General features: G+C 64.1%; 16 protein-coding genes. 2 read left to right on the forward strand and 14 right to left on the reverse strand.

The genetic code is table 11. The features are described from left to right. Nucleotides 1-16: 16 nt before the first annotated feature. From MSIL_RS11785 to MSIL_RS11825, 9 genes are all read right to left on the reverse strand, one after another. Nucleotides 17-706: a glutathione binding-like protein gene (locus MSIL_RS11785; protein WP_012591306.1), complete on the reverse strand. Its 690-nt coding sequence runs from the start codon at nucleotides 704-706 to the stop codon at nucleotides 17-19. Between the two features lie 281 nt (nucleotides 707-987). Further along, nucleotides 988-1,899: an RNA polymerase sigma factor RpoH gene (rpoH, locus tag MSIL_RS11790; protein ID WP_012591307.1), complete on the reverse strand. Its 912-nt coding sequence runs from the start codon at nucleotides 1,897-1,899 to the stop codon at nucleotides 988-990. A gap of 362 nt (nucleotides 1,900-2,261) precedes the next feature. Next, nucleotides 2,262-3,290 (reverse strand): RluA family pseudouridine synthase, encoded by a 1,029-nt coding sequence (locus MSIL_RS11795; RefSeq protein WP_012591308.1) that lies wholly within the window; start codon nucleotides 3,288-3,290, stop codon nucleotides 2,262-2,264. 109 nt (nucleotides 3,291-3,399) lie between these two features. Further along, complete coding sequence (locus MSIL_RS21700) at nucleotides 3,400-3,570, reverse strand: hypothetical protein (RefSeq protein WP_187148652.1); 171 nt, start codon at nucleotides 3,568-3,570, stop codon at nucleotides 3,400-3,402. A 371-nt stretch (nucleotides 3,571-3,941) separates the two neighbouring features. After that, the gene (locus MSIL_RS11805) at nucleotides 3,942-4,178 is read right to left on the reverse strand and encodes an FmdB family zinc ribbon protein (protein WP_012591310.1); all 237 of its coding nucleotides are present in this window, start codon (nucleotides 4,176-4,178) and stop codon (nucleotides 3,942-3,944) included. A gap of 123 nt (nucleotides 4,179-4,301) precedes the next feature. After that, nucleotides 4,302-4,769, reverse strand: coding sequence for a hypothetical protein (locus MSIL_RS11810; RefSeq protein WP_012591311.1), 468 nt, complete (start codon nucleotides 4,767-4,769; stop codon nucleotides 4,302-4,304). After that, nucleotides 4,766-5,578 carry a fructosamine kinase family protein gene (locus tag MSIL_RS11815; RefSeq protein WP_012591312.1) on the reverse strand — a complete coding sequence of 271 codons (813 nt, stop codon included), beginning with the start codon at nucleotides 5,576-5,578 and terminating at the stop codon, nucleotides 4,766-4,768. The genes MSIL_RS11810 and MSIL_RS11815 overlap by 4 nt, the downstream gene beginning before the upstream one ends. Beyond that, nucleotides 5,575-6,045, reverse strand: coding sequence for a low molecular weight protein-tyrosine-phosphatase (locus MSIL_RS11820; RefSeq protein WP_012591313.1), 471 nt, complete (start codon nucleotides 6,043-6,045; stop codon nucleotides 5,575-5,577). The genes MSIL_RS11815 and MSIL_RS11820 overlap by 4 nt, the downstream gene beginning before the upstream one ends. A 22-nt stretch (nucleotides 6,046-6,067) precedes the next feature. Further along, nucleotides 6,068-7,090 carry a polysaccharide deacetylase family protein gene (locus MSIL_RS11825; RefSeq protein WP_012591314.1) on the reverse strand — a complete coding sequence of 341 codons (1,023 nt, stop codon included), beginning with the start codon at nucleotides 7,088-7,090 and terminating at the stop codon, nucleotides 6,068-6,070. Between the two features lie 10 nt (nucleotides 7,091-7,100). Between MSIL_RS11825 and MSIL_RS11830 the strand changes: the two genes are divergently transcribed. Next, a complete protein-coding gene (locus MSIL_RS11830; protein WP_012591315.1) occupies nucleotides 7,101-7,544 on the forward strand; it encodes a GNAT family N-acetyltransferase in 444 nt (147 codons plus the stop codon). Here MSIL_RS11830 and MSIL_RS11835 read toward each other — a convergent pair. From MSIL_RS11835 to aroB, 3 genes are all read right to left on the reverse strand, one after another. After that, nucleotides 7,541-8,608 (reverse strand): DUF2778 domain-containing protein, encoded by a 1,068-nt coding sequence (locus MSIL_RS11835; RefSeq protein ID WP_012591316.1) that lies wholly within the window; start codon nucleotides 8,606-8,608, stop codon nucleotides 7,541-7,543. The two genes, MSIL_RS11830 and MSIL_RS11835, sit on opposite strands and share 4 nt — an antisense overlap. Before the next feature lie 392 nt (nucleotides 8,609-9,000). Then, the gene (locus tag MSIL_RS11840) at nucleotides 9,001-10,317 is read right to left on the reverse strand and encodes an HlyC/CorC family transporter (protein WP_012591317.1); all 1,317 of its coding nucleotides are present in this window, start codon (nucleotides 10,315-10,317) and stop codon (nucleotides 9,001-9,003) included. 4 nt (nucleotides 10,318-10,321) lie between these two features. Continuing rightward, nucleotides 10,322-12,169 (reverse strand): 3-dehydroquinate synthase, encoded by a 1,848-nt coding sequence (gene aroB / locus MSIL_RS20795; RefSeq protein ID WP_012591318.1) that lies wholly within the window; start codon nucleotides 12,167-12,169, stop codon nucleotides 10,322-10,324. Between the two features lie 259 nt (nucleotides 12,170-12,428). Here aroB and MSIL_RS11850 point away from each other — a divergent pair, with 259 nt between their 5' ends. Beyond that, a complete protein-coding gene (locus MSIL_RS11850; RefSeq protein ID WP_012591319.1) occupies nucleotides 12,429-13,160 on the forward strand; it encodes an OmpW/AlkL family protein in 732 nt (243 codons plus the stop codon). Between the two features lie 104 nt (nucleotides 13,161-13,264). Here MSIL_RS11850 and MSIL_RS11855 read toward each other — a convergent pair whose 3' ends face one another. Both MSIL_RS11855 and MSIL_RS11860 read right to left on the reverse strand, forming a co-directional pair. Continuing rightward, nucleotides 13,265-15,454, reverse strand: coding sequence for an amylo-alpha-1,6-glucosidase (locus MSIL_RS11855; RefSeq protein ID WP_012591320.1), 2,190 nt, complete (start codon nucleotides 15,452-15,454; stop codon nucleotides 13,265-13,267). Between the two features lie 108 nt (nucleotides 15,455-15,562). Then, entirely contained in the window at nucleotides 15,563-16,789 is a 1,227-nt protein-coding gene (locus tag MSIL_RS11860) for a glycosyltransferase family 4 protein (protein ID WP_012591321.1), read from the reverse strand. Between the last annotated feature and the right edge of the window lie 250 nt (nucleotides 16,790-17,039).

Below are 17,039 nucleotides of genomic sequence, written 5' to 3' on the forward strand. Positions count from 1 at the left end.
CCAGCGGCGCGAAGCGTCAGCTCCGCGCGCCGCCAAACAGGATCCGGCGCGACTGCTCGTCGGCGATGGTCGGAGCCGCATTGATCGCGGCGGCGACGTCATAGGCGCGTTTCGTCGCCGGCCGGGCGGCGATCGTCTCGAACCAGACTTTGAGGTGAGGAAACTCTGCAAGGTCCTGGCTCTGGTCCCGATAGGGCACGATCCAGGGATAGATCGCCATATCGGCGATCGAATAATCGCCGGCGACGAAAGGACGATCGGCAAGGCGCTTGTCGAGCACGCCATAGAGGCGGCGGGTTTCCCTGACGTAACGCTCTATGGCGTAAGGGATTTTCTCGGCGGCATATTTGTTGAAATGGTGATTCTGGCCGGCCATCGGGCCGAGGCCGCCCATCTGCCAGAACAGCCATTCGAGCGTCGCGACGCGACCGCGTAGATCGGGAGCGATGAATTTCCCCGTTTTCTCGGCAAGATAAAGCAGGATGGCGCCCGATTCGAAGATCGAAATTGGAGCGCCTCCGCCGGCCGGATCGCGATCGAGGATCGCGGGGATGCGGTTGTTCGGCGCGATCGCCAAAAACTCCGGGGTGAATTGCTGGCCTTTGCCGATATTCACGGGATGCACGGAATAGGGAAGCCCGGCCTCCTCGAGGAAGATTGTGATCTTGTGGCCGTTCGGCGTCGTCCAGTAATAGAGGTCGATCATCTTGGCGCCTGTCGCATGAGAACCGCCGCGCTTGCGCTCGAAACACGAGCCGCAGCGGCAAAGGGATCCGGCCTTCTAACACGCCGCCGCGTGACGCGATGCGATGCGCGCAGCCGGGCGGAGTTCAATTCTGTGTTGGGGTCAGGGGCTCAAGCTTTTTTGGATCTGTCCGGCAGTCCACCGCCCGCGGGAATATCGGCGCGAAATGCAAACGGGAAGCGTTTCCTTCGAAACGCTTCCCGCTGCTTGGCTTTTTATTAACACGCGACCGAATCAGAAGATCAGGCTTGCGCGGCCGGACCGGCGATCTGAGCTCTGCGCGCGCCCGCCTCGACGCGGGCGACGCCCGCCTTGACGGCCGACTGCACCTTTTCAAAGGCGCGAACTTCGATCTGACGGACGCGCTCGCGCGAGATGTCGAATTCGTCGGAGAGAGCCTCCAGCGTCATCGGATCGTCGGCAAGGCGGCGCGCCTCGAAAATGCGCCGCTCGCGGTCGTTCAGCACGTTCAGAGCCGTATGCAGGGCGCCGAGCCGATTGTCCGTCTCTTCGCGGTCGACCAGCAGTTTTTCCTGACTGGCGCTGTCATCGACAAGCCAATCCTGCCATTCGCCTTCGCCTTCCTCGCGCAAAGGAGCGTTCAGCGAGGCGTCGCCGGACATGCGGCGGTTCATGTCGATCACGTCCTGCTTGGACACGCCAAGCCGGTGCGCGATCTTGTCGACGTGCTCGGGACGCAGATCGCCCTCTTCCAGCGCCGAGATCTGGCTCTTCACCTTGCGAAGATTGAAGAAGAGTTTCTTCTGGCTGGCGGTGGTGCCCATCTTCACAAGCGACCACGAGCGCAGGATATACTCTTGAATCGACGCGCGGATCCACCACATGGCATAGGTGGCTAGGCGGAACCCTTTCTCGGGTTCAAAGCGCTTGACGGCCTGCATAAGACCGACATTGCCTTCCGAGACGACTTCGCTGATCGGCAGGCCATAGCCGCGATAGCCCATCGCGATCTTGGCGACGAGGCGAAGGTGGGACGTGACAAGCTTATGCGCGGCGTCGGAATCGGCGTGCTCGCGCCAGCGCTTGGCCAGCATATATTCCTGTTGCGGCTCCAGCATGGGGAACCGTCTGATTTCGTTCAAATAACGGGCGAGACCACTCTCACCCGAGATCATTGGCAGCGCAGCAGCCATAATGTTACCTCCACTGAGACCCCCGTGCTCGGCGGGTCCTCGCGCGGCCGCTCATAACGAGCCAACCGCACGGCTTTCGAATATAAGGCGCCTGAAACAGGGCTGAAAGGGTCGGACGATGTTGCGCCGCATTACATTTTCGCAACATCGCTGAAAGACGGCCGCAACCAAGCGGCCCGTCGTTAACGCCGAGCGCCGTCCCAGATCTAAAGACGCGCGACGCCCCTGTTTAGTTTCATCACATTCAAAATAACGCCGTCCGATTACCTTGCCGGACCATCACCCGCATCCGAATCAACTTCGCGCGATCGAACGCAATTGCGCCAATTCCTTGTAACGCTGAAGCCTTGCACGGGGCTCGCCTAAGCGGAGCGCCTCAGGGCCGCCTGAAGCTCGGCCATGTCAGGCGGCGGGTCGCTTTCAAAAGCCAGCGCCGCGCCCGTGACGGGATGTTCAAAGCCAAGCGCCCTGGCGTGAAGCGCCTGCCGGCCGAGCGCAATCAGCGCCGCCTGCGCCTCGGGCGGAAGCCGGCCCGCCTTGGTCTTGAACCCCCGCCCATAGACGGGATCGCCCAGCAGCGGCCAGCCGAGGCTCGCCATATGGACGCGGATCTGATGCGTGCGGCCTGTCTCGAGACGGCAGGCGAGCGCCGCGACCTCGGGGCCCAATTGCTCCAGCAGCCGCCAGTGAGTGACCGCCCGGCGCCCCCGCGCCGCCGCGACGATGGCGATCTTTTCGCGATCGACGGGATGGCGTCCGAGCGGCGCGTCGACCAGCCCCGAAGCGCGGTCGGGAGCGCCCCACACAAAGGCGAGATATTCGCGCAGCAGCGGCAGCGTGCGGCCGTGATCGGCGAAAAGCCGCGCCAGCCCCTGATGCGCCCGGTCGGTCTTGGCGACGACCATCAATCCGGAGGTGTCCTTGTCGAGCCGGTGCACGATGCCCGGCCTTTTGACGCCGCCAATCCCCGACAGGCTGTCGCCGCAATGGGCGATCAGCGCATTGACGAGCGTGCCGGATTCGTGGCCGGCGCCCGGATGCACGACGAGCCCGGCCGGCTTGTCGAGCACGAGGAGATGTTCGTCCTCAAAACGGATGTCGAGGGCGATCGCCTCGCCGGCCGGGATCGGCTCGGCGGCGGGCGGCACGGCGACGGCGAGCGCCTGGCCCGCGCGCACGGCAAAGCTCGCCTCGGTGACGATCACGCCGTTGACGCTGACGTGGCCGCCCTCGATCAGCGTCTTCAGCCTGGTGCGGGAGAGGTCCGCGCCGGCGGCAGCGGTCTCAGCAGCGAGAAAGCGGTCGAGCCGCTCGCCCGCCCGGCCCGGCGCGACGGCGAAGGAGTGGACGGACGCCGTCGAGCCGTGCAGGGCGGGTTCAACCGGATTCATTCGCAAGAGACGCTGCGACTTGCCTCAGGCAATTGAGAAAATCCCAGCCCGAACAGGCGCGAAACGTCGTTTCGCGTAGGGCTTGGCGGCGACTCGCCGACGTCGCGCCTTATGGCTGGAGGCCGTGATCGACCATGCAAGCCGCGTAATGGTCGTAAGCGTCTCTGGCGAGAGCGGTATTATTGACATCGTTGCCGGAGTCTTTCGGATATTCCTTGTGGGCCTCCATCCAGCACATTTTGGTCGTCGCCTCGCGCGCCGAATCTTGTGACCACGCCATCCCGCCCAAAGCCGTTGAAAACATAAAGCCTAAAGCCGCCATCTTGAGCCAAGCGCGCATACGTGCCCCCTCTTGTTTCGCCGGCAGATCAGATCCGGCGAGGAAGCTTAAAATTCATTGCCGCATCGGGCAACTGCGGAAACGGCCTCCGTTGGAACGAATTTCCGCTGAACCGGGCGCCGACAACAACGATACCATTTCGATTCACGCCCCGCGGAGAATAATGCCGCGCACCGTCCGACGCCCGGCAGCGCGCGTTGAACAGGAAAGTTTGACGAGCTTGTCGCCCAGAAGGTCCGTTTGCCGCTCTGACCCGCGCGCAGTCCTGGCCCGCGAAGCGTATCGGCCCACCGCCGCCGCTGGCCGCCGGCTCAGCCCTTCTTGATGGGCGCTTCTTTTGCGCTGAAATTGCTGACATGCCCCTCGCGCGCCGCGGCGCGGCGGCCGGCCTGCGCCAGCGCCTTGTGCTTGATATCGCCCGAGACCCGCGCAATCTGCTGCTGCAAATTCTGACTGCCGCAAGAGGGGCACGAAGGGACGTCGGACGCCCGCACGAGAGCCTCGAATTCGGCGTTGCAATCCCGGCAGGCATAGGCAAAGAGCGGCATTAAATCCCCGCATGACTCTGGAGAGCGAGCCCAAAGCGAAAGCGCGACGCTTTATAGGCTCAGCTTGCGCCGCAATCTCCGTGACACACAGTCTCACCACAGGGCGCGTTCGTCAAAACGCGGTCAGCCTTCGCGCCCGGCGTCAAGGATCCATGTGCGGCCGCAAAAGGCCACATAGATCCGCTCCTGCCCGAGCGCTGCGCCGAGCTCGGCCGCGAGTTCGTTCAGCATCGCCTCGACCTCGGCGTCGGCAAGATGGCCGAGATAGGCGTGCACCGCCTCGCCGCTAAAAAGCGCCACGGGCTCGCGGTCGGAGCCGACCGAGCCGTCCGGACGCGGCCAGGCGTAGGTCACCTCGGCGCGGGCGAACATGCCCGAAAGGGCCGGCAGCCCGGCCTCGACCCGGCGCCTCATCCAGACGCGGGCGGTGCGTACGGCTTCGGAAACGTCGAAGACGCGGCCCTCTTCATCCCATCCCTCGCGAAGGCCGACGGCGATCCTGAAATCGCGCCGCGGCCCCATCGAGCCGGGAACGATGGTGTAATCCTCGCGCCTTGGCGTGGCGCGGCTCGGTTTCTCGTCGGCGCTCATGATTTAGACCCCGCTGGCCTGCAGCAGGCGCTCGCCATCGGCCGATAGGCGCCGCCGAACAGCCGCAAATGGACCAGCGCCGGCCATAGCATATAGATTGGCCGGCGGTCCTCATGGCCGGGCTCCAGCGGCCCATAGGCGTCGAAAAAAGGCGCGCCCGGCTGGTCGAACAGGCTCAGCATGGCGAGATCCACCTCCGCATCGCCATAATAGCAGGCAGGGTCGATGAATCCGCTGACCCGACCTCCGGCCGCCACAATATTGCCGCCCCAAAGATCGCCATGGAGAAGGGCCAGCCGCGGCTGCGCCGGCAACCGATCCGGCAGGGCGGCGGCAAGCGCTTCGACGCGGCGGGCGAGAGCGGCAGGCAGATGGGCGACATGCGTCAGGAGACGCCGCGCCGCCCAGAAACGTGGCCAGTCGTCGCTCCAGCCATTTTCGATCGCAACCGGCCCAAAGGCGTAATCCTCCGGCCAACCGTAGCGCGCGCCTGACGCCGCATGGAGCGTGGCGAGCGCATGGCCAAGGCTCGCCCAGGCCCCGCCAAGACCCTCGCCCCCCGGTAGGAGTTCGAGCGCGAGAACCTCGTCGCTGACCGCCAGAACGGACGGCGCCGGGGCGCCGCTGGCGGCAATCGCGCGCAGCATGGCCGCCTCGATTTTGGGATGGGACCCGGTCTTGACGATCGCCTGCCGTCCGTCTTCGAGGGTGACGCGCAGGATTTGCGAAAGGTCGCCGCCGCTGACCCGTTCGGCGTGGCGCAACAGGCCGCCGAGCAGCGCGGCGCCGCGCTCGGCAAGGCCCCTCATGAGCTTGCGGCGATTTTGGCCGCAAGCGCTTGCGCCGCGCCCGTCACTTCGGTCCAGACCGCCTCGAAACCGGCCTCATCGCCATAATAGGGGTCAGCGACGCCATGGCCTTTGCGACCCTCGACATGATCGAGCAACAGGCTGAGTTCGGCGCGCGCATCCGCCGGCGCCAACGCCGCCAGCGCGGCCAGATTATTGGGATCGAGCGCGACGATATGCGTGAAGCGCTGGAAATCCTGCTCCCTCACTTGCCGCGCGCGATAGGCGCTGATGTCGACGCCATGACGGAGCGCCGTCGCTTGCGCGCGCCGGTCGGGCGGCTCGCCGGCGTGCCAGTCGCCGGTGCCGGCCGAATCGATCGCAACGTCAAGGCCGATTCGCTCGGCCTCGATGCGAAACGCCGCCTCGGCCAGCGGCGAGCGGCAAATATTGCCGAGGCAAACGAAAAGCACGGCTGGTTTTGACATGCGCGCTCCGTGAGCGGTCTTGTCAGGGCGCATCGAGGATTGGCCGGAACGGGCGTGGGAGCCGACCCTGGCCGAGCAATTTCGAAAACAGCCGGAGTCCCTCCGGCTCATTGCCGTTGGGGTGGATGAGCAGGATCGCGCCCGCGCGCAGCGGCGGCATGAAGACCAGCCAGCCGTCGGCGCCAAGGGTGACAAGATGATCGCGGCGGACGGCGTCCATGGTCACCGCATCCGAGATAAGGCCGGGGAAGCGGAAAAACACGGAAGGAACCTGCCCGTTGGCGATCAAAATCTGCTCCGTGTCCAGAATTTCCGCCTGAATGTCGACGCCCGGCGTCAGCAGAAAATTATTGGCGAAAGGACGCCCCGGAACATAGGGGTGATGGAAGGAGTGATTGACCCATGTGATCGTGAGGGCGCCGGCGCGCGCCTCATGCAGCAGCCATTGAAAATCGGCGCCGTGCCGTTTGAGCCAAAGGCCGGAGATTGACAGCGAAACGGGGGTCGCCAGCCCCAACGCCTCGATCCCTTGCAGGAAGGCGCGGTCGAGCGGTTTGCGGCTGGGGCAAAGATCGCCGGTGAGGAACGAGCCCTCTCCTACGCCATGCGAGAGGCCGGCGTTTTGCAGCACGGAAGGCTGCGCTGTCGACGGATGGCCCGAAGCTTGCGCCGAAGCCGTGATCGCGGCCATGAAGCGCGTGTCCTTTTGCGCCGCGTCATCGGTGTCGGCGCAGATGAGACTCGTCTCGTCTTCAAGGCTCGTCGCCAGAGAAGAGGGATCGACCACGAGAAGCTGCCGTTTTGCATCGACGCTCATGGCGCGGATGGCGAGCAGCCGGCGCTTGCCAGCGTCATGGCATTCCTGAAACACCGGCCGGTAGTTTTGCACGCGCATCTGTGGCGGGGGATCGGCGGCGGGCGCTTTTGCGTCTATCCTCGCCGGCGCTGCGGAGACGACGCCTTGCGCCGAGGCCCCCGGCGCGATCGCAAGGAGGGCGGCGGCCAGACTGAAGGCCTGCATACGCCCGATGACGTGTTGCTTCATACGCCGGACCATGACCCGAAAAACAGACTCAAAAGAGCCGCTGATCCTTATAAGTCACGATGATGACGAAGAAAAACTCGCCGGCCGCATCGCCGCAGCGCTCGGCGTCGAAATCGCCACAGGCTTCGGCGAACGCAACGAGACGCCGCTCGCCATCGGCGCCTATGACGGCGAGACGCTGATCGGCGGCCTCGCCGGCGTGACGCATTGGGGCTGGCTCTATATCCGTCACGTCTGGATCGAGACGCATTTTCGCGGGCGGGGAATCGGCCAAAGCCTCCTGGCCGATGCCGAACTGGAAGCGCGGCGGCGCGGCTGCGGCGGCCTTTACCTCGACACCTTCGATCCGCGCGCGGCGAAATTTTATGAGCGCGCCGGCTTTATCCGCTTCGGCCGGATCGACGGCTTTCCGCCCGGTCACGCGCGTCTGTTCTTGTCCAAGAAACTGGTCTAGTTCAGACGCGCGACCACCAGCAGACGCTTGATCGAGCCATTCTGATAGGCCTGCAGGAATGAGCCGTAGTTCTTGAACGACACGCAGCCGTTCGAAGCGCCGGCGGCGCCCAGCATGTAGGTATGCGCAAGGAAGCCGTTGCGGCCATAGACCTCGCCGCCAATGGGCGTAAGGCGGAGCGCCTGCACGCCATGAAACAGCTCTTCACGCATGGAGAGCTCATAGACGTTGGGCGGCGTTGCGCCGCGCATGGGTTTGTCGACGTGGCGCGGATCGTCCATCAGCTCGCCGAGCCCGGAATGGGCCTCGAGCCGCGTTCCGTCCGGCATGTACACGGTCCGCGCGGAGATATCGTAGATGGCGGTGTAACGATCGGAGCGAAGCGTCGCGGTGGCGATGATTTTCTTGGCGGGGCCTGGAGCTGGTTCTTCCGGAGCGGCATAGGCAAGCGCGCGCGTTGGCTGCTGCGGCGGCATGCCGAGCAGTTTTTCGAAGAAATTGCGGTTATCGGCGGGAGCCGCCGGGAGGGCCGCGGTTTTGTCCTCATTGGCGAGGCGGCGGCCCCGCGGCACAAAGCCGCGGTCTTCCGAAGACCGCAGTTCGGGCGGACGCGGCGTCGGCAAAGGCGCGGTCTCGCCAAATTGGGGCGCCGCCGGCGCGGGCGGCTCCAACTCCGGCTTTGCGATCTCGGGCGCAGGCGCCGGCTCCAGCGCGGCGAACTTCGATGCGGGGGGAACGTCTTGCGCCGGGGAAACGCCTTGCGCGGCGGCGACGGATTTGGGGAGAGACGAAAATCCGGGATCGGTCAGCGCGCCATAATGATTGGACGCCGTATCAATGCTGGAGGCGGATTGCGGAGCGACGACCCGCGGCGCATCAAGCTGGGACGCGTCAACCGCCGATGGAGGCGCGGCTTCGCGCGTGTTGAGCATCGACCCGCCGACCAGCGCGCTCAAGGCCAGCAGGGCGCCGCCAAACGGAACCGCATAGGAAGCAAGCTTCGGGGACGAACGGCGCGCTTCGAACGGTACGAAATCAGATGCGCTATAGATCGCCTGGGTCATAGGGTCTGCCTTCGGCGCGATTTCATTTACGCTTACTCGTCCAATCAACAAAAGCGGCCCCGCGGCATATAAAGCGCCAAGGACGCGCCAACATTTCGCCGACGTTCAAAAGTCGGCGAAGCTTCCGAGCCTTGCCGGCCCAAGCCGGGACACAAAGCTTCGCAGAACTTGCTGAAGCCGCATTGAGGCGATTTTTAGTTAATTGCCGATTAAAGCGCTCAATCTTCAATTTTGAACGGTCGTGCGGCTTCCGCGTCACAGAGCGCGAAGCGGCAGACCAGGCCAGATTTTCTAACAGAACGGGCTGTCGCCGAGCTTGCGGGCAGTCGGCTGGCGCCGAATGATTTCAACGAAAATCGCTTTGCGACGCCCCCGGGGCGCGCAATTTCCCCTCACGGCGTCGCCGGCGGGCCCTTCTCCGCCGCCGCGGGCGCGATCTTCAACAGGGTGATGCGGTTCCGGCTCTTGCGCAGCACTTCGAACCGGAAATTATGAAAAGTGAACGTCTGGCCCGCGTCCGGGATCGCGCGCGCCTCGTGGATGACGAGGCCGGCGATGGTCGTCGCCTCTTCATCCGGTAGGCTCCAGCCCATGATCCGGTTGAGATCGCGGATCGGCGCCGAGCCTTCCACCGTGATCGACCCGTCCGCTTGCGGCCGCACGCCCTCGGCGACAAGATCGTGCTCGTCGGAAATGGCGCCGACGATTTCTTCCAGAATGTCCTCCAGCGTCACGAGGCCCATCACCACGCCATATTCGTCGACGACGATCGCAAAATGCGTCTTGCGCTTCAAAAACGCCTGCAATTGATCCTGCGCCGGGGTCGTCATCGGCACGAACCAGGGTTTTACCGCGATGCTTTCGACGTCCAGGGCGTCGAGCTTGCCGCCGGAGGCGTCGAGGGCAGGCAATAGATCCTTGGCGTGCAACACGCCGATGATATTTTCGGGATCGTCGCGCCAGATCGGCAGGCGCGAATAGGGCGCGGCGACGATTGCGGCGATCAGTTCATGCGGCGGCAGATCGGCGTTCAGCGTCAGCATGTCGGTGCGATGCGCCATCACGTCAGAGACTTCGAGATCGTTGAGATCGAGCAGGCCGCCGAACATGTCGCGGTCGGCGCGCGCGACGCCGCCCTCCTTGTGCAAAAGATCGACAGCGCTTTTCAATTCTTCATGGCCGGACAGGATCGAGCGCTGATGGCCGGCGCCAAGACCCGCAAGCCGCAGCGCCGCGCGCACGAAAATCTCGACGCCGACAAGAAGCGGACCGAAGGCCGCGACAAAAACCGATAGAACCGGCGCGACGAGCAAGGAGGCGCGATCCGGATAATTGATCGCCACCGTCTTCGGCATCACCTCGGCGAAGACCAGCAGGAGGACAGTCATCAGGGCGGTCGCATAGAACGCGCCGCTGTCGCCGAAAAAAGATACAAGGATGCTTGTTGTAAAAGCCGAAGAGCCGATGTTGACGAGCGTATTGCCGAGCAGGCAGGCGCCGATCAGCCTGTTGCGTCTGACGAGCAGCCTGTTGACGAGGGCGGCGCGACGATCGCCCGCTTTTTCCAGAGCGTGCATGCGCGCGCGGGACGCGGCGGTGAGGGCCGTTTCCGATCCGGAGAAAAACGCCGAGAGCGCGACGCATAGGATGATGATCGCAATAGCGATCCATAAAGATACCGATAGAGCCTCGGCGCCTGCGCCGTGCATGGCTTCAAAGTCCTGTGTTGAGCTCGGCCTCGAGGAAAGCGCGCACCTCGGCCGCCTCGACCGATTTGGCGACGAAACAGTCGCCGATCGCGCGCGCCAGAACGAAGGTCAGGGCGCCGCGCTCGACCTTTTTGTCCTGGCGCATGGCATCGAGCATCTGATCGGCGTCAAGCGCGAGGCCGGGGATGTCGGCGATCCGCGTCGGCAGGCCAACCTCGCGCAGATGCGCCTCAACGCGGTCCGCGTCGGCGCCCTCGCAGAGCCCGACTCTGGCGCAGAAGCGGAAGGCGAGCGCCAGCCCGACCGAAACAGCCTCGCCATGCACCAGCCGCTCGCCGTCGTAATGGTTGATGCGCTCCAGCGCATGGCCGAAGGTGTGGCCGAGATTCAACAGCGCGCGCTCCCCGCTTTCCCGCTCGTCGCGGCCGACGATCGCCGCCTTGGCGCGGCAGCTCGTCGCGATGGCGTGGACGCGATCCGGGCCGCCCGCGAAAACGCCGCGCCAATGAGTCTCGAGCCAGGCGAAGAAGGGCGCATCGCCGATCAACCCGTATTTCACGATCTCGGCGTAGCCGGCGCGGAATTCGCGCAGCGGCAGGGTGGCCAGCGCGTCGGCGTCGGCCAGCACCAGAGAGGGCTGATGAAAGGCGCCGATCAGATTCTTGCCGTGCTCGGAGTTGATCCCGGTCTTGCCGCCGACGGAGGAATCGACCTGGGCGAGCAGACTTGTCGGGATCTGCACGAAGCGCATGCCGCGCCGGATCGAGGCGGCGGCAAAGCCCGCCAGATCGCCGATGACGCCGCCGCCGAGCGCGATCACGAGATCGCCCCGTTCGAGCCGCGCCGCAAGAATATCGTCGCAGACCTTGGCGAAGACGCCATAGGATTTGGACTGCTCGCCCGGCGGGATGATCACAGCGCTATAGCGCACGCCCGCCTCGCGCAGCGAGCGCTCCAGCTCGGCAAGATGCAGGGCGGCCACATTGGCGTCCGTGACGATGGCGCAGGCGGCGCCGGGCGCCAGCCGCCGCACGCAAGCTCCCGCCGCCGCAATAAGCCCCGCGCCAATCAGAATGTCGTAGGACCGCTCGCCGAGTTCGACCCGCACTGCGGCGGCGTCCTGGGCCGCCGGCGCCGGCGCGGTCGTGGCCGCGGGGCCGAAGAGAGGCTCGCCATCGGCGGAGGGGATCGGCGGCAGCGGCGGCTTTGCGGCGTGATTCATCGGGTCCAACACGGCAAGGATGGGCGGCTCGGGGGAAAAGCGCATGAAAAACTCGACCGCGGCGATGATTTCCTCAACCGCTGTCTCATGCGGGCCGTCACGCGAAATCACGGTGACGTCGGCCCGAGCATAATAGGGATAACGCTCGCGCAACAGCGTGCGCAGCGTTTTTTCGGGATCGGCGCTTTGCAACAAGGGCCGGTGCGATCGCTTGCGCACGCGGCGCCACAGCACGTCGGGTTCGGCCTTCAGCCAGACCGAAACACCGCGACGAGCGATCCGCGCGCGTGTCTCCTCATTGAGAAAGGCTCCGCCTCCCGTTGCGATGACGCGGGGGCCGTGTTCGAGCAGCCGGGCCATGACGCGGCGCTCGCCGTCACGGAACGAAGGCTCGCCGTGCCTTGCAAAAATCTCGGCGATGGTCATGCCGGCGGCCGCTTCGATCTCGGCGTCGGCGTCTATGAAAGGCAAGCCGAGCCGCTGCGCGAGACGCCGGCCGGTCGAGGTCTTGCCACAGCCCATGAAGCCGACGAGGACGATCGAGCGATCGCCGAGCGATCGGACGAGAGAGGCGAGCCGTCGGTCCGTCACGCTCTCCGGCCTGTCTTTCACGGATTCGGAGCTGGTCATGCCGAAACATTAGCATGCGTCCCGGCGCGATATAAGCGCCACTTTACGGGAGTCCAGGCGGCGGTCCCCGGCCCGGCCGCGCCAAAAAGCCGGCGCCCGAGCTGTTGCCGCTTTGCAACAGGATTGAGCTTTGGCGTTTCGCCAGCTCGGAATTTGATACAGATCAAACTCAAGCTCAGCCTATAAATTCATTGTGACAGCGTTCACCGGAAAGCGGCGCCGCCGCAACCGTCGGGTTGGACAGACACGGAGTGTTCCAATGATCAGGCTCGTTCGCTGCGCGATGGCCGCACTTATACTCGGCTGCGCCGCCGGCGCTGCGTCAGCGGCCGATGTTCCAGCCGTTGCGCCCGCCCCGCCGCCGCCGCAAGATTTCTATCAGCCCTGGCAGGTGCGCCTGCGCGCCCTCGGCGTCGTGCCGACCTCCGGCGGCTCCCTGTCGACAACCGGCGGCGCCTTCATCAGCAATGGCTTCAGAGCCAACTCGACGGTGGTTCCGGAACTCGACATCTCCTACTTCTTTACGAAGAATCTGGCGATCGAAGCGATCTGCTGCCTGACCAAGCACAATGTTTATCTCAGCGGCGGCCCCCTCAGCGGCAACCGGGTCGCGAGCGCGTTGCTTTTCCCGCCAACCCTTCTCGCCCAATATCACTGGACGAATTTCGGCGCCTTTCAGCCTTATGTTGGCGTCGGCGTCAACTACACCCATTATTTCTCGACGCAGCCTGACTATTTCATCCTCAACACGGTGACGATCGGCGATTCCTGGGGCGTCGCCGGCCAGGTCGGCTTCGACTACATGATCGACGAGCATTGGGGCTTCAACGTCGACGTCAAGAAGATCATGATGAATCCGCGCGTGACAGGGACGATCGCGCCCGGCACGGCGTCGATCATCGGCCGCGCGGCGCTCAGCCCCTGGCTCATCGGCGGGGGCATCACCTTCCGCTTCGGCGGCGCGGCAGCCCCGGTCGTCGCGAAATATTGAGCCAAGCGCCTAGCGGCGCGCCCGCAGGGCGCGTCCAGGCCGGATCCAAATCCTTCGAGGCGCATGGACTTCAGGTCCATGCGCTTTTTTATTGCGCGCCAATTCTACTTGACCAGCATCACCGTAGCGTCGCCCTTACGCTCCAAGAGATTCAAGGTCACGTCGTCGCCATGTCTTTGCAGCTTTAGGCGGACATGCGACTCGCCAATGGTCAGCCGAGTGAGCGTGACGGTATCGAGAAATTTGGGCATCAATGGATTGACGAAGCGGATCGACTGGGCCTGGCTGCTAAGCTCCATCCCCAGGCTAGCCTGAAGCAGCGCAAAGATTGACGCCGCCGCCCAGGCCTGCGGCGCGCAGGCGACGGGATAGGCGGTCGGGCCGCGATGCGGCTTGCGGCCAAAGCCGCAAAACAGTTCAGGCAGGCGACGCAAATCCTGATGCGCGGCCGCCTCGAACATCGCGGAAAAGATCTGGATCGCCTCGCGGCCAAGGCCGTAACGGAAAAACCCGAGCGCGATCATCGCATTGTCATGCGGCCAGATCGAGCCGTTGTGGTAGGAAATCGGATTGTAGCGCATCTCGCCGCTGGCGACGGTGCGGATGCCCCAACCGCTGAAAAAGCTGCGTCCGAGCAGCGTTTTCGCGACCGTTTTTGCGCGCTCCGGCAATGCAATTCCGGCAAACAGGGCGTGACCGGAATTCGACGCGCGCACCCGGCATGGCTTTTTGCGGCCATCGAGCGCCAGCGCGTAACAACCCAAATCCTCGCACCAGAAGGCTTTGTCGAAAGCGGCCTTGAGCGCTTGCGCCGCCGCGTCGAATTTTGCGCCGGCGTCGTCGTCGCCCATCAGCCGCGCGAGGCGCCCGGCGGCGCTCTTTGCCGCGTAAACATAGCCCTGCACCTCGCAGAGGGCGATCGGCCCTTCGGCAAGCGAACCGTCGGCATGGAAGATCGAATCATGCGAATCCTTCCAACCCTGATTGGCGAGGCCGTTTTCGGTCTCGCGCAGATATTCGACGAAGCCGTCGCCGTCGCGGTCTCCGAATTCGTCGATCCAGCGCAAAGCCGCCAGGATATTCGGCCAGATTTTCGCGATCGTCTCGCTGTCGCCCGTGCGTTCAAAATACATGCCGGCCAGCATCACAAATAGGGGCGTCGCGTCCACGGCCCCGTAGTAGCGGCGGAACGGAACCTCGCCCAGCCGGGCCATTTCGCCGTTGCGGGTCTCGTGCAGAATTTTGCCCGGCTGGGCGTCGGCGGCGGGATCGAAGCGATCGGCCTGCGTCGCGCTCAAAAATGACAGGACGCCGCGCGCGACAGCGGGATCGGCCCACAACAGCATCATCGCCGTGATGATTCCATCACGCCCGAACGGCGTCGAATACCACGGGATTCCGGCATAGGGATAAAGCCCATGCGGCGTGCGCGACACCAGCATGTAGAGATCGGAGGTGGCGCGGCGGCAGACCTCGTTGAAGAGATCGTTTGAACTGTCGATTGTCGCGATCGCCGCGGTCTTCGCCCGGATGGCCCGGCGTCTGTCGCGGAACGCCAGCGAAAAATGCGTGAGTTGCGGCGCGCTGCGGTCCGAGCAGGCGACCGACACAAACATCGAACTGCGCTCATAGGGCCCGATATCGATCAGAAAAGTCGCGCTTTTGTGGTCGGCGCTGGTCGGCTCCGGCCAAAAGATGAGGCGCGTCGCGCGTTTGACGCCATCGAGGCCGTCATAATGAAACTCCGGCCCGGTCTTCCCATGCGTAAGCGTGACGCGGCCGCGCTGCTCGCGTTGGGAGCCGCGAATTTCAAACAGGTCACGAAAATCGGCGTCATAGCAAATCGTGATGGAAAACTGCCGCCGATGCCCGTCGAAGTTACGAAATCCGATCCGCTCATACAGCACGCCGCGCCAGAGAAACTTGGTTCGCTCAATGAAAATGGTGTCGCGCGGCAGCGAGATAACGCCGTGGGCGCCGACGTCAGGATTGGCGAGATCGACAGACAGCGCGACATTGTCGTCCTGAACGACCGAGCTCAACAACAGCGGCCGCATGCCTTCGATCAGGAGCTTCAGAAAGGAGAGATAACGCGTGTCGTTGAAATAGACCCCTTCGGCGGAGGGGCCCGACACGCCGAGATCGCCATATTCGTCGAGCACCGCAAAAGCGTCGCCATGCTTCAGGGTGCGTAAGGCGCTTTGAACCAACGCCGTCGTCGTTTCGATATAATGTTCGGGCAGTTCGTTCGCCGCCTCGGCGAGGGATTCGAGGCCGTGCGCAATTTCCGTCAACTCGGCTCTCCTTGTTGCGGCTCAAGGGACGCAACGCCAGCATTCGGCGCGCATGAAGGTCGTCGACAAAACGTCGTGTTCCTCCTCGCCGCCCCGGCGCTCCGCATCCTAAAGGCTGGACGTGAACCGTCCCGTCTTCGCGGCGCCTTCAGACCAGGCCGCCCGCTCGGCGGCCGCAGGCGCCAGCGGCGTTTGGAGCATGCCGCCAGGAGCGACAGCGCAATCCTGCCCCGCGCCGAATGGAGCTGCAGCCAAGGGAGCCCTTACCGGCTGCGCCGCAGCAAGGGCCGAAGCATAGTCCTTGAGCGCGCCGCGGCCGAGGAGCCGGCGATAGGCGTCGACATAGTCGCGCGCCATCCGCTCAACCGTAAAGCGCTTCTCGAACTCTGCGCGCACGCCAGATCTGCTCAGCTTGGCGACGGCTTCGACGGCGAGCACGGCTTCGTCGATCGACTCGACGATGACGCCGCTCACGCCATCGGTCACGACCTCCGGCACGGAACCGTTGCGCCAGGCGATGACCGGCGTTCCCGCCGACATGGACTCGATCATGACAAGGCCAAAGGGTTCGGGCCAATCGATCGGAAACAACAGGGCCCGCGCATTGCCGAGAAATTCCGATTTTTGGCTCTCGTTGACCTCGCCAATAAACTCGATCAGTGGATGATCCAGCATCGGCTCGATGGTCGTCTTGAAATATTTGCGATCGGCCTCGTCGACCTTGGCCGCGATGCGCAGCTTCACCCCGGCGAGCTTGGCGATTTCGATCGCCCGATCGGGCCGCTTTTCCGGCGAGATGCGGCCGAGAAAGGCAAGATAGTCGCCGCCTTCCCGATTGAACGGACAGACCTGCTTTGGCAAACCATGATTGATGGTCGCGAGCCAGTTTGCGCTTTTTGGCATGGGACGGCGTTGCGACAGCGAGATCGAGACGAGCGGCATCTCGGGATAGGCTTCATAGAGCGGCAGGGCGTCCGGCAGATCGAGCCTTCCGTGCAGCGTCATCAGGCATTTGTCGGCAATGTCCTGAAACAGCGCGTTCGGAAGAAGATCGACATGAAAATGAATAACGTCGAACTCATGCGCGCGCTTGCGCACCGCGCGCAGCATTGCGAGCGTGCTGCCGATGTGGTCCTTTATGCCCGCAAGCCGCAGGCTACGCGGCGCGCATGGCGCGAATTCGGCGCTCGTTACGGATTCGGCGCTCGCGAATAAAGTGACGTCATGTCCCTGCCGGACGAGTTCTTCACAAAGCCAGGATACGACGCGCTCGGTGCCCCCATATAGTTTCGGCGGCACAGCTTCAGCCAATGGAGCGACCAGCGCGATACGCATCGATTATCCTTTCCGTCAGGGATTGATCGTTCAATGCTGCAGTCGCGCATAAGTTCCAGCAGCTTTGCCGCGGCGCAGGGCGTTCTCCCCCAGAATGCGAACCGGGCGCAGCGTGACTTTTCTTGCCTTTAGCTTCGTAATTCTCGGCCTTTCGCGTTTTGAATTGGACGTGGAGAAGCGGTTGTCCTGTAGGCTTCCGCGACGTCGAATCGGCCCGATCCGTCGCGTCGGCTTTTCCGCTGCCGGACTT

Origin of the sequence: Methylocella silvestris BL2, from assembly GCF_000021745.1 — a bacterium.
In the GTDB taxonomy this organism is placed as follows: Bacteria; Pseudomonadota; Alphaproteobacteria; order Rhizobiales; family Beijerinckiaceae; genus Methylocapsa; species Methylocapsa silvestris.